General features: G+C 64.0%; 10 protein-coding genes. 7 read left to right on the forward strand and 3 right to left on the reverse strand.

Going from position 1 to position 12,527, the window contains the following annotated elements; genetic code table 11:
• Positions 1-21 precede the first annotated feature (21 nt).
• Both IB238_RS03645 and IB238_RS03650 read left to right on the forward strand, forming a co-directional pair.
• Positions 22-2,160 carry a molybdopterin oxidoreductase family protein gene (locus IB238_RS03645; protein ID WP_192247322.1) on the forward strand — a complete coding sequence of 713 codons (2,139 nt, stop codon included), beginning with the start codon at positions 22-24 and terminating at the stop codon, positions 2,158-2,160.
• Positions 2,157-2,741: an NUDIX domain-containing protein gene (locus tag IB238_RS03650; protein WP_192243659.1), complete on the forward strand. Its 585-nt coding sequence runs from the start codon at positions 2,157-2,159 to the stop codon at positions 2,739-2,741. Before IB238_RS03645 ends, IB238_RS03650 begins: the two co-directional genes overlap by 4 nt.
• Positions 2,742-3,679: 938 nt before the next feature.
• On the opposite strand, the gene purN is transcribed toward IB238_RS03650, so the two are convergent.
• Positions 3,680-4,351, reverse strand: coding sequence for a phosphoribosylglycinamide formyltransferase (gene purN, locus IB238_RS03655; protein ID WP_192243661.1), 672 nt, complete (start codon positions 4,349-4,351; stop codon positions 3,680-3,682).
• Positions 4,348-5,421: a phosphoribosylformylglycinamidine cyclo-ligase gene (purM, locus tag IB238_RS03660; protein ID WP_192243663.1), complete on the reverse strand. Its 1,074-nt coding sequence runs from the start codon at positions 5,419-5,421 to the stop codon at positions 4,348-4,350. The genes purN and purM overlap by 4 nt, the downstream gene beginning before the upstream one ends.
• Positions 5,422-5,621: 200 nt before the next feature.
• On the opposite strand from purM, the gene IB238_RS03665 reads away from it, so the two are divergent.
• From IB238_RS03665 to ppx, 5 genes are all read left to right on the forward strand, one after another.
• A complete protein-coding gene (locus IB238_RS03665) occupies positions 5,622-6,164 on the forward strand; it encodes a CDP-alcohol phosphatidyltransferase family protein (RefSeq protein WP_192243665.1) in 543 nt (180 codons plus the stop codon).
• Positions 6,161-7,324 (forward strand): AI-2E family transporter, encoded by a 1,164-nt coding sequence (locus IB238_RS03670; RefSeq protein ID WP_348648193.1) that lies wholly within the window; start codon positions 6,161-6,163, stop codon positions 7,322-7,324. Before IB238_RS03665 ends, IB238_RS03670 begins: the two co-directional genes overlap by 4 nt.
• An 11-nt stretch (positions 7,325-7,335) precedes the next feature.
• Positions 7,336-8,037 carry a DnaA regulatory inactivator HdaA gene (hdaA, locus tag IB238_RS03675; protein WP_192247324.1) on the forward strand — a complete coding sequence of 234 codons (702 nt, stop codon included), beginning with the start codon at positions 7,336-7,338 and terminating at the stop codon, positions 8,035-8,037.
• Between the two features lie 66 nt (positions 8,038-8,103).
• The gene (locus IB238_RS03680) at positions 8,104-10,305 is read left to right on the forward strand and encodes an RNA degradosome polyphosphate kinase (RefSeq protein WP_192243668.1); all 2,202 of its coding nucleotides are present in this window, start codon (positions 8,104-8,106) and stop codon (positions 10,303-10,305) included.
• Positions 10,306-10,317: 12 nt separating this feature from the next.
• Positions 10,318-11,838, forward strand: coding sequence for an exopolyphosphatase (gene ppx / locus IB238_RS03685; protein WP_192243670.1), 1,521 nt, complete (start codon positions 10,318-10,320; stop codon positions 11,836-11,838).
• A 30-nt stretch (positions 11,839-11,868) separates the two neighbouring features.
• Here ppx and IB238_RS03690 read toward each other — a convergent pair whose 3' ends face one another.
• Positions 11,869-12,441 (reverse strand): NADPH-dependent FMN reductase, encoded by a 573-nt coding sequence (locus IB238_RS03690; protein WP_192243672.1) that lies wholly within the window; start codon positions 12,439-12,441, stop codon positions 11,869-11,871.
• Positions 12,442-12,527 lie beyond the last annotated feature (86 nt).

Below are 12,527 nucleotides of genomic sequence, written 5' to 3' on the forward strand. Positions count from 1 at the left end.
TGCCTTCTTGGCGCTTTGCCTCTGGAATATAGAAAAGCCATGAACCTTGCGACCCCCAATCTCGGCAAACCCACGATCGGCCACTCGGTCTGTCCGCACGACTGTCCGTCTGCCTGCGCGCTCGATATCGAGATCGGCGCCGACGGAAAGATCGGCAAGGTGCGCGGCAGCGCCGACAACAGCTACACCGCAGGCGTCATCTGCGCCAAGGTCGCCCGCTATGCCGATCGGCTCTACCATCCCGACCGGCTGCTGAAGCCGCTGCGCCGCAAGGGCGAGAAGGGCGGCGGCGACTGGCAGGACATCTCCTGGGAAGCCGCACTCGACGAGATCGCGGACGCCTTCGTCAAGGCCGAGCAAGCGCACGGGTCCGAGGCCGTCTGGCCCTACTACTATGCCGGCACGATGGGGCAGGTGCAGCGCGATTCCATCGACCGCCTGCGCCACGCCAAGCGCTATTCCGGCTTCTTCGATTCGATCTGCACCAACACCGCCTGGACCGGCTACGTGATGGGCACCGGCAGCCTGCGCGGTCCGGATCCACGCGAGATGGCCAGGGCCGACTGCGTCGTCATCTGGGGCACCAACGCCGTCTCCACCCAGGTCAACGTGATGACCCATGCGGTGAAGGCGCGCAAAGAGCGCGGCGCGAAGATCGTTGTCATCGACATCTACGATAACCCGACGATGAAGCAGGCCGACATGGCGCTGAAGCTGCGCCCGGGCACGGATGCGGCACTTGCCTGCGCCGTCATGCACGTCGCCTTCCGCGACGGTCACGCCGACCGCGCCTACATGGAAAAGTTCGCCGACGATCCAGCCGGGCTCGAGGCGCATCTCGCCACCCGCGGGCCGGAATGGGCCGCCGCGATCACCGGGCTTTCGGTGGAGGAGATCGAAGCCTTCGCCCGCCTCGTCGGCGAGACGAAGCGCGCCTTCTTCCGCCTCGGCTACGGTTTTACCCGCAGCCGCAACGGGTCCGTCTCGATGCATGCCGCGCTCTCCGTCGCGACCGTGCTCGGGTCGTGGCAATACGACGGCGGCGGCGCGTTTCACAACAATGGCGGCATCTTCCGCCTCGACAAGCGCGAGTTGATGGGCCTCGATATGGTCGACCCTGACATCCGCGAACTCGACCAGTCGCAGATCGGCCGCGTCTTGACCGGCGACCCGGTGGCGCTGCGCCAGCGCGGCCCGGTCACGGCCATGCTGATCCAGAACACCAACCCCGCCAACATCGCCCCGGAACAGCGGCTGGTGAAGCGCGGCTTCCTGCGCGACGACCTGTTCCTCGCCGTGCACGAACAGTTCATGACGGACACGGCCAAGCTCGCCGACATCGTCCTGCCGGCCACCATGTTCGTCGAGCACGACGACCTCTATCGCGGCGGCGGCCACCAGCACATCCTGCTCGGCCCCAAGCTCGTCGAGCCGCCGCCGACCGTGCGCACCAACCTTTTCGTCATCGATGAACTGGCCAAGCGCCTCGGTGTTGCGCATCTGCCGGGCTTTGGCCTTTCTGAGCGCGAGCACATTACCCGCATGCTGCCGCACTACGAGATGGACTATGACGGGCTGGCGGAAGAAAAGTGGATCGACTGCCAGCCGGATTTCGAGACGGCGCATTTCGCCAAGGGGTTCGGCCACCCGGACGGCAAGTTCCGCTTCCGGCCGGATTGGCTTGCTACGCCCGCACCCAACCAGCCTCCGGCCTCGATCGGTGTGCTCGGCCCGCATCAGGCGTTGCCCGAATTCCCGGATTACGTCGAAGTGATCGAGACGGTGGATGAGGCGCATCCTTTCCGTCTCGCCACCCCGCCGGCGCGCACCTACCTCAATTCCAGCTTCACCGAGATGAAGTGGTCGCGCGAGCGCGAGGGCCGTCCCGAAGTGATGATCCATCCGGTCGACGCGGAATCGATGGGTATTGCCGACGGCGACATCGTCCGGCTCGGCAACACGCGCGGAGAGATCCGTCTGCATGCGAAGGTCGCAGGCGACGCCAAGCCGGGCGTGCTGATTGCCGAAGGCATCTGGCCGAACGGCGCCCATCTCGACGGAGAGGGCATCAACGTGCTCACCGGCGCCGATCCGGTCGCGCCCTATGGCGGTGCCGCCCTGCACGACAACCGCGTCTGGCTTGCGAAAGAAACCGCATGACGAAGTTCCGCGACACGAAGATCGAGATCGTCTCGGACAAGACGCTCTCGGACAACTGGTATCACCTGCGCAACGTCACCTTCGACTACACCGGCGCGGACGGCGAGACCGTCCGGATGAAGCGGGAGGTCTACGACCGCGGCAATGGTGCGACGATCCTGCTGCATGACCCGAAGCGCGACACGATCATTCTCGTCCGCCAGTTCCGCATGCCCGCCCATCAGAACGGCCATTCCGGCTGGCTGCTGGAGACGCCTGCCGGCCTGCTCGATGGTGAGCATCCGGCCGACGTCATCCGCCGCGAGGTGATGGAGGAAACCGGCTACCGCATCGACGAGGTGAAGCTGCTCTTCAAGGTGTTTATGAGTCCGGGTGCCGTGACCGAAACGATCCATTTCTTTGCCGCCACGATCGACGCGTCAATCCGCGAAGGCGAGGGCGGCGGTCTCGACCACGAGCACGAGGACATCGAAGTGGTCGAAGTGAAGCTGGACGATGCCGCGCGCATGATCGAGACCGGCGAGATCTGCGACGCCAAGACGATCATGCTGATCCAGTGGGCGCTCTTGCAGCGGAAGTAGCGGCAGGTTCCGGTGGTCCCAATGGCTTCATATGAGCCGTCATGCCGGACCTGATCCGGCATTCAGCGCGCTCAAGTCCTTGAGCGCAAAAGACTCTTTGGCGCCGCGGACGCGACGCTGCTGGATCCCGGCTCAAGGCCGGGATGACGGTAGGCCTTCGCTCCTCACCCTAACCCTCTCCCCGCAAGCGGGGAGACGGAACGCGCCATACCGACGTGTATGCGAAAGCGGTGAGGCAGTGCCACGCCCGTCCTTCGCCCCGTTCTTGCGGGGAGAAAGTGCCCGTCAGGGCGGATGAGGGGCGGAAACCACGCGATCTGCTGGATGCGGCGCTCGACGGGCGGCACGCGCCGCGAGATCGGCCGGCGTATTGCCTCCTTCCCCCGATGTCAGGGGAACTATTCTGGTCGAGCAGGGTTCACACAGCGTCCGGCCAGGAGAAGAACAAATGAACCTGCAGAAGGCCTACACCGTATTTCTCACCGCAGAACTTGCGGCGGCCGAAGGGTGGTATACGAAGTTGCTCGGCCGTGGCCCGGATTATCGGCCGATGGATACGATGGTGCAGTGGGAACTCTACGGCCGGGGCGGGATAGCGCTTTCAACGGACGTCGAGATCGCCGGTAACGGCGTGATGTCCTTGTCGTCGATGATGTCGCGACCGAGCGCCGCAGGCTGCAGGGCCTGGGGATTGTGCTTGGGGACGACATTCAGGGCGACTACTCGACGCTGGCGCAGGTGCGTGATCCCGACGGCAACCTGCTCACACTGGCAACGCCGCCCTCCCGGCCCTATCCGCCCGCGTGACCGCGCCGGAAGAAGGGAACCTGCCTTTCTTGAGAGGGGGCCGAGCCTTACTTTGGTGACTTTCACCCGGTGTTGATCGCCGGACGGCGGATGCACGTCGCTCTAGATGCCCGGCTGGTTGCGAAAGGCGGTCAAGTTACTGCTGGCGAAATCAGGTATGCGCCATCTATCTGCGGCAGGGTCGCGACCGCGACCGCCTTGCCGCCTTCCATGCGCACCTTGCCTTCCGCCAGCATCTTCAGCGCCAGCGGATAGGCCTGGTGCTCGACCGTGAGCACGCGCGCGGCAAGGTCTGCCGGGGTGTCGCCTGCGAGAATCGGCACGGCCGCCTGGACGATCGCCGGACCCTCGTCCATGCCTTCGGTGACGAAATGCACGGTGCAGCCGGCGATCTTCATGCCGGCTTCGATGGCGCGGCGATGGGTGTCGAGGCCGGGAAACAGCGGCAGCAGGGAAGGGTGGATGTTGAGGATCCGCCCCTCGTAGCGCGAGATGAACCGTCCCGACAGCAGCCGCATGTAGCCGGCAAGGCAGACGATGTCCGGGCGCTGGCGATCCAGCTCGGCGAGGACCGCCTCTTCGTGCGCTTCCTTGGAATCGAAATCCTTGCGCGGGAAGACGAAGGTCGGGATGCCGAGCGCCTGCGCCTTCTCGATCCCGCCCGCTTCCGGCTTGTCGGAAAAGACCGCGACGATTTCGGCCGGAAAACCCTCCGCTGCGCAGGCCTTTGCCAGCGTCAGCATGTTGGAGCCGCTGCCGGAGATGAAGGCGACGACGCGCTTGCGGGGGGCGCCCGAACTCATAGGGCGAGCGTGCCCTTGTAGTTCGTGCCGGGCGCGCCGTCGTCGCGGGCGATCATGCGACCGAGCGTGAACACGCTCTCGCCTTCCGCCGCAAGAACGGCGCTGACCTTCTCGACCTCACCGGCCGAAACGACCGCGATCATGCCGACGCCGCAGTTGAAGGTGCGCAGCATCTCGTTTGCCGCCACGCCGCCGGTCTTCGACAGCCAGGAGAACACGGCCGGCGCCTTCACCGCGCCGAGATCGATCTCGGCGGCCAGGTGCTTCGGCAGCACGCGCGGAATGTTTTCCGGGAAGCCGCCGCCGGTGATGTGGGCGAGCGCCTTGATCGCGCCGGTCTCGCGGATCGCCTTCAGAAGCGGCTTCACATAGATCTTCGTCGGCGTCATCAGCGCTTCGGCGAGCGTCTGGCCGGCTGCGAATGGGGCAGGGGCATCCCAGGCAAGACCGGACAGCGCCACAATCTTGCGCACCAGCGAGTAGCCGTTGGAGTGGACGCCGGAAGAGGCAAGCCCGAGGATCACGTCGCCCTCGGCGATGTCGCCGGCCGGCAGCAGCTTGCCGCGCTCGGCAGCGCCCACCGCAAAGCCTGCGAGGTCGTAATCGCCGCCGGCATACATGCCGGGCATCTCCGCCGTCTCGCCGCCGATCAGCGCGCAGCCGGCCTGGCGGCAGCCCTCGGCGATGCCGCCGACGATCGCCGCCCCCTGGTCGGGGTCGAGCTTGCCGGTGGCGAAGTAGTCGAGGAAGAACAGCGGCTCGGCGCCCTGCACCACGAGATCGTTGACGCACATGGCGACGAGGTCGATACCGACAGTGTCGTGCTTGTCGGCGTCGATCGCGATCTTCAGCTTGGTGCCGACGCCGTCATTGGCGGCAACGAGCACCGGATCGGTGAAGCCCGCGGCCTTCAGGTCGAACAGGCCGCCGAAGCCGCCGATTTCGCCGTCGGCGCCCGGACGCCGCGTGGACCGGACGGCCGGCTTGATTTTCTCGACCAGCAGGTTGCCCGCGTCGATGTCGACGCCCGCGTCGCTGTAGGTCAGGCCGTTTTTCCCAGACTGGCTCATGTCGGATCTCCGCTGGTGCAGGTGTTTGCGCCCGATTGGCACGAAGGGGGCGGAAGTGCAAGCGCAATGCCCGTAACTCCGACCCTTTTTTCCGTTTTTGCCCGCGGCCGATCCCCACCGTCATCCAGGGGCTTTAATTCGTCCGCCATGCACTCCACATTGCGGTGCAAATCGGGTGAGGGGAGAGAAGCTGACAGGTGATGACGATACCGAACATGATCACGGTTGCGCGGCTTCTGGCCGTTCCGGTCTTTGCCTGGTCGCTTCTGGATGGAAGGCTGCAAACGGCCTTTTTCCTCTTCCTCGCGGCCGGCCTGTCGGACGCTGTCGACGGATTTCTGGCGCGACGATGGAACCAGCATTCCGCTTTCGGCGCATGGCTCGATCCGATCGCCGACAAGCTGCTGATGGCGAGCGCCTACGGACTGCTCGGCTATCTCGGCGTCCTGCCGGCTTGGCTGGTTCTGCTGGTGATCGGCCGCGACGTGCTTATCGTCGCAGCGGTCGCGGTGGCCCGCCTCTTGGGCAAGGCACTGGAGGTGCGACCGATCCTCGTCTCGAAGGCGAATACCGCCGCGCAGGTGTTCCTCGTTGTTCTCGTGCTCGCCAATCTCGCCTTTGCCTTTGCCGCCGATCAGGTCGTCTGGGCGGCAATCCTTGTGACCGCCACCTTGACCATTCTCTCCGGCGCGGCCTATTTCAACATATGGATGCACCTCATGCGAAGAGTACCAGCACCGTGAAAGGCCACGAGAGCGAACAACAAAGACCTGTCTCGGCCCATGTCAGTGGGGCCGGGCTGAAGCGGCAGGTCGTCTTCTGGCTGCTTGCGCTTGCGGGGCTCGTTCTGTTCCTTTTGGTGTTCAGCTCGATCCTGCTGCCCTTCGTGGCGGGCATGGCGCTCGCCTATTTCCTTGATCCCGTTGCAGACAAGCTGGAGCGCTTCGGTCTCAGCCGCATCATGGCCACGGTCGTCATCCTGATCGCCTTCATCATCCTCTTTGCCCTGTCGCTGATGATCGTCATACCGCTGCTGGCGACGCAGGCCTCCGATCTGCTTTCCAAGCTGCCGGGCTACATCGCGCAATTGCAGTCGCTGGTGACGAGCTTCAATCCCGACATCCTGCCGCCCTGGATCTCGAGCCAGATGGGCACGATCAAGGAAGGCTTTGCCGGCGTTCTCGCCGAGGGTGCCGGATTCCTTGGCACGATCTTGAAGCAGATCTGGAACTCCGGTCTCGCGCTCGTCGACATTGTCTCGCTCCTGATCGTCACACCGGTCGTCGCCTTCTATCTGCTGCTCGACTGGGACCGGATGATCGCCAAGGTGGATAGCTGGGTTCCGCGCCAGCATGTGGAAACCGTGCGCCAGATCGCAACCGAGATGAACACTGCGATCGCCGGCTTCGTCCGCGGCCAGGGCTCGATCTGCATCATTCTCGGGCTGTTCTATGGCATCGGCCTGACCGCAGTCGGGCTCAATTTCGGTCTGCTGATCGGCCTCTTCGCGGGCATGATCAGCTTCGTCCCCTACGTCGGCTCCATGGTCGGACTGGTGCTGTCGGTTGGCGTCGCCATCGTGCAGTTCTGGCCGGAGTATCTGTGGATCGGCGCCGTCATCTCCATCTTTTTCGCGGGGCAATTCATCGAGGGCAACATCCTGCAGCCGAAGCTGGTCGGCAAGCAGGTGGGCCTGCACCCGGTCTGGCTGATGTTCGCGCTGTTTGCCTTCGGCGCGCTGTTCGGTTTCGTCGGGCTGCTCGTCGCCGTCCCGGCCGCCGCCGCCGTCGGCGTGCTTGTCCGCTTCGGCCTGCAGCGCTACCTTGACAGCGACCTCTATCACGGTCAGGGCAATCCGCCTGCCACCAAGAAGAAAGAGACGGCTTCGAAGACGAAGCCGTGACCGGGTATCGTATGAAGTCGCCGAAGGCCATCGAGCAATTGCCGCTTGCGTTCCAGCACGTTCCCGCGTCGGGGCGGGAGGATCTGTTGATCTCCGACCCGCTCAGCGCTGCGGTAACGGTGGTGGACGCCTGGCCGAACTGGCCGTCACCGGTGGTTATCCTCGCCGGGCCTGTCGGTTCGGGGAAGTCCCACCTCGCCGCGATCTGGCAGGAGAAGTCCGGCGCGTCAGAGATTCGTCCGATCGAAGGTGGCGGCGCGGAAGAAGCGGCGGCGGCCGGCCCCGTGCTGTTCGAGGATGCCGATCGCCGCGGCTTCGACGATCGCAGCCTGTTCCACGTCATCAACAATGTCCGCCAGCACGGCCACACGCTGCTGATCACGACGCGGCTGTGGCCGATGTCCTGGCCGGTCGAGCTGCCCGACCTGCGCTCGCGGCTGAAGGCGGCGACGGTGGTCGAGATCGGCGAGCCGGACGACGAGTTGCTGTCGCAGGTCATCGTCAAGCTTTTTGCCGATCGCCAGCTTTTCGTCGACGACCGCCTCGTCGCCTACATGGTCGCCCGGATGGAGCGCTCGCTGGACGCGGCCCAGACGCTCGTCGAGCGCCTCGATCGCCTTGCGCTTGGGCGCGGCAGCCGCATCACCCGTGCCCTTGCCCAGGAAGTGCTTGGAAACATGGCGGAGGGAGACGGCGCCGGCTTCGGGGATTGACTGTCACAGAACCGTCGTCAAACTGCTCTACGAGCCTGAAACAAAAAGCAATGGGGCGGTATGGATATGGACGGAGTATCGACGACTGTGGAAAGTGCGGAGCAGCCGGCGAGCGAGAGCCTGGCGCCCGTTCAGGAGCTGATGACCAGCCCCGAGCGCTTCGTGAACCGGGAGTTCTCCTGGCTGCAGTTCAATCGCCGAGTGCTCGAGGAAACCCTCAATACGGCCCATCCGCTGCTCGAACGCGTCCGCTTCCTGTCGATCTCGGCCGCAAATCTCGATGAGTTCTTCATGGTGCGTGTCGCCGGCCTCGAGGGGCAGGTGCGCCAAGGGATCGCCATGCGCAGCCCCGACGGCAAGACGTCGGCCGAGCAGCTCGACGATATCCTCAAGGAAATCGACAACCTGCAGATGGAGCAGCAGGCCTCGCTCGCCGTATTGCAGCAGTACCTCGCCAAGGAAGACATCGTCATCGTTCGGCCGGCGGCGCTCAAGGCCCAGGACCGCACCTGGCTCGCCCAGGAATTCGAGCAGTCGATCTTTCCGGTTCTGACGCCGCTGTCGATCGATCCGGCCCATCCGTTCCCCTTCATCCCCAACCTCGGCTTCTCGATGGGGCTGCAGCTCGTCAGCAAGACCGATCGCGAGCCGATGACCGGGCTGCTGCGTCTGCCGCCGGCGCTCGATCGCTTCATAAGGCTGCCGGATGACGGTGCGGTGATCCGCTACATCACGCTTGAGGATGCGGTCAGCCTGTTCATCGACAGGCTGTTTCCCGGCTATGAGGTCCAGGGCTCGGGCACGTTCCGCATCATCCGCGACAGCGATATCGAAGTCGAGGAAGAAGCCGAGGACCTGGTCCGGTTCTTCGAGACGGCGCTCAAACGCCGCCGGCGCGGGTCGGTGATCCGCATCGAGACCGACTCGGAAATGCCGGCCTCTCTCCGCCAGTTCGTCGTGAATGAACTCGGCGTGCCGGAAAATCGCGTCGCCGTTCTGCCTGGCCTGCTTGCGCTCAACGCACTCTCGGAGATCACCAAGGCACCGCGCGACGACCTGCGTTTCGAGCCCTACAACGCCCGCTTCCCCGAACGCGTTCGCGAGCATGCCGGCGACTGCTTCGCTGCGATCCGCGAAAAGGACATGGTGGTTCACCATCCCTACGAGTCTTTTGATGTGGTGGTCCAGTTCCTACTCCAGGCTGCGCGGGATCCTGAAGTCGTAGCGATAAAGCAGACGCTCTATCGCACGTCCAACGACAGCCCAATCGTGCGCGCGTTGATCGACGCCGCCGAAGCCGGAAAGTCGGTGACGGCATTGGTCGAGCTCAAGGCCCGCTTCGACGAAGAGGCAAATATCCGCTGGGCGCGTGACCTGGAGCGCGCCGGCGTGCAGGTCGTGTTCGGCTTCATCGAGCTGAAGACGCATTCCAAAATGTCTCTGGTGGTCCGCCGCGAGGAGGGCAAGCTGCGCAGCTACTGCCACCTCGGCACGGGCAATTACCATCCGGTGACAGCGAAGATCTATACAGACCTTTCCTTCTTCACCTGCAACACCTCGATCGCCCACGACATGGCGAACATCTTCAACTTCATCACCGGTTACGGCCAGCCCGAAGCCGATATGGAGATTGCCGTTTCACCGCACACGCTGCGCCCGCGCATACTCCATCACATCGAGCAGGAGATCGAGCACGCCAAGGGTGGCCGTCCCGCGGCGATCTGGATGAAGATGAACTCGCTCGTGGATCCTGAGATCATCGACGCCCTCTATCGCGCCAGCCAGGCAGGTGTGGAAATCGATCTGGTGGTGCGCGGCATCTGCTGCCTGCGGCCGCAGGTACCGGGCCTGTCGGACAACATCCGCGTCAAGTCGATCGTCGGCCGCTTCCTCGAGCATTCCCGCATCTTCTGTTTCGGCAACGGCCACGGGCTTCCCTCCGAGAATGCGCTTGTCTATATAGGCTCGGCGGACATGATGCCGCGCAACCTGGACCGGCGGGTCGAGACGCTGGTTCCCCTGACCAACCGCACTGTGCACGAACAGGTACTTTCGCAGATCATGCTGGGCAATCTGATCGACAACCAGCAAAGCTATGAGATCCTGCCGGACGGGACTTCGCGGCGCATGCAGGTGCCGCAGGGAACCGAGCCGTTCAATGCGCAGCACTATTTCATGACGAACCCGAGCCTTTCCGGCCGGGGTGGCGCCTTGAAGTCGAGCGCTCCGAAAGCGATCGCCGGCTGGAAGAGCCAGCGCAAACGGTGATATTGGACCCGCATGGTTGAGTCGGAAGCGCAGGGGCGCCTGCCGGGAATTGCCCCGGTATCGGTCGTGGATATCGGGTCGAACTCCATTCGGCTCGTCATCTACGAGGGGATGAGCCGCGCGCCCTCGATCCTCTTCAACGAAAAGGTCATGTGCGGCCTCGGCAAGGGGCTCGCCAAGACCGGCCGCATGGACGAGGCGAGCGTCGAACGGGCTCTGGCCGCCCTTCACCGCTTCAGGGCTCTCTCTCACCAAGCCCGCGCGACGCGCATGTATGCGCTGGCGACTGCGGCCGCACGTGAAGCCGAGAACGGACCGGAATTCATCGAGCGGGCCGAGGCGATCCTCGAACACAAGGTGCGTGTTCTGTCCGGCGATGAGGAAGCCTATTTCTCGGCGCTTGGCATCATCAGCGGCTTCCACGATCCCGATGGCATCGTCGGCGACCTTGGCGGCGGTTCGCTGGAACTGGTCGATGTCGCCGGAGAGGCGATCGGCAAGGGCATGACGCTGCCGCTTGGCGGCATCCGGCTGTCGGAGGCAGCCGTCGGATCGGTCGCGCAGGCGCGGATCGTCGCACGCAGGAATCTCAAGACCGCCGGGCTTCTGAAGCGGGGCGAGGGGCGAACCTTCTATGCGGTCGGCGGGACATGGCGAGCGCTCGCCAAACTGCATATGGAAGTAAACAACTATCCCCTGCACATGATGCAGGGCTACGAGATCTCCTTTGACGAGGCGATGGATTTCCTCACCTACGTCGTCACGACGAAGGACACCAAAGACCCCGCCTATGCCGCGATTTCCAAGAGCCGCCGCACGCTCCTGCCCTTCGGCGCCGTCGCGATGCAGGAGGCGATTGCGTTGATGCGGCCGGCGAAAGTTCGATTTTCCGCCCAGGGCGTGCGTGAAGGCTATCTCTATTCCTTGCTGCCGGAGAGCGAGAAAGCCCGCGATCCGCTGCTTGCTGCCGCCGACGAACTCGCCATCCTGCGTGCTCGTTCTCCCGAACATGCGCGAGAACTTGCCGACTGGACCGGTCGCATGATGCCGCTCTTCGGCATCGAGGAGACACGGGAAGAGGGGCGTTACCGGCAGGCGGCCTGCCTGCTTGCCGACATCAGCTGGCGGGCGCATCCCGACTATCGCGGCCTGCAGGCGATGAACATCATCTCGCACGGTACTTTCACCGGCATCAGCCATCCCGGCCGCGCCTACATTGCGCTCGCCAACTACTACCGCTTCGAGGGCCTCAACGACGACGGTGCATCGGGCCCGCTCGCGGCAATCGCGACCCCGAGAATGCTGTCGCTGGCAAAGCTCTTGGGCGGTCTGTTGCGCATCGTCTACCTGTTCTCAGCCTCCATGCCCGGCATCGTCCCGCGACTTTCGATCCGCAAGTCTTGCGAGCCGGAGCTGGATCTCGAATTTGTCGTCCCTGCCGAGTATTCGGAGTTTGCCGGCGAACGCATCGAGGGCCGCCTGCAGCAATTGGCAAAGCTCACCGGCCTGAAACTGGCATTCTGCTTCGAATAGCCGGGAGTTGCCGCCCCAACTGTTCAGCTTTCAACGCTGCCTCGGCAATACGGTCAGCACCCGTTGGATGAAGCCCTGAAACTCGGCCATGTAGTCTTTCAGGAACTGGGCCGTTGAAGCTCGCGTCACCTCGCCGTCGTCCTTGATCAGGTCGGGCGTGAACTGAATGTAGGCTTCCGGGGCGTTCATCTGCGGCGAGTTGCAGAAGCTCAGAATGCTGCGCAGGTGTTGCTGTCCGACGGCGGTGCCGATCGAACCGGGCGACGTGCCGATGACAGCCGATGGCTTGCGGCTGAAGGAGTTCTGGCCGTAAGGCCTGCTCCCCCAGTCGATGGCGTTCTTCAACGCGCCCGGAATGGAGCGGTTATATTCCGGCGTGACGAACAGAACGGCGTCGATCGAGGCAATCGCTTCCTTGAATTTTTTGGCGGATTCCGGGAAGTCGGCATCGTAGTCGTAACAGTAGAGCGGCAAATCCCGTATGGGGATTTCCCGCATATCCAGTTGAGGGGGCGCCAGGCGGGTGAGCGCCAGCGCCAGTTTGCGATTTATCGACTGGGAAGAAAGGCTACCGACCAGATAGCCGACCTCATAGCGAGCCATTGGGAATCCTTTCGGCACCGACAGCGACACGATCAGCCCCAGCCGACTATGCTCTTGCCGGCATCATTTGTCACTGCGCCCGGGGG

The sequence above is a fragment of the Rhizobium sp. ARZ01 genome (genome assembly GCF_014851675.1).
GTDB lineage: Bacteria > Pseudomonadota > Alphaproteobacteria > Rhizobiales > Rhizobiaceae > Mycoplana.

Excerpts from the sequence above, each read along its gene's own strand:
- IB238_RS03650 (WP_192243659.1), top strand. The coding sequence starts at position 2,157 with ATGACGAAGTTCCGCGACACGAAGATCGAGATCGTCTCGGACAAGACG.
- purN (WP_192243661.1), bottom strand. The coding sequence starts at position 4,351 with ATGAGTTCGGGCGCCCCCCGCAAGCGCGTCGTCGCCTTCATCTCCGGC.
- purM (WP_192243663.1), bottom strand. The coding sequence starts at position 5,421 with ATGAGCCAGTCTGGGAAAAACGGCCTGACCTACAGCGACGCGGGCGTC.
- IB238_RS03665 (WP_192243665.1), top strand. The coding sequence starts at position 5,622 with ATGACGATACCGAACATGATCACGGTTGCGCGGCTTCTGGCCGTTCCG.
- hdaA (WP_192247324.1), top strand. The coding sequence starts at position 7,336 with ATGAAGTCGCCGAAGGCCATCGAGCAATTGCCGCTTGCGTTCCAGCAC.
- IB238_RS03680 (WP_192243668.1), top strand. The coding sequence starts at position 8,104 with ATGGACGGAGTATCGACGACTGTGGAAAGTGCGGAGCAGCCGGCGAGC.
- ppx (WP_192243670.1), top strand. The coding sequence starts at position 10,318 with ATGGTTGAGTCGGAAGCGCAGGGGCGCCTGCCGGGAATTGCCCCGGTA.
- IB238_RS03690 (WP_192243672.1), bottom strand. The coding sequence starts at position 12,441 with ATGGCTCGCTATGAGGTCGGCTATCTGGTCGGTAGCCTTTCTTCCCAG.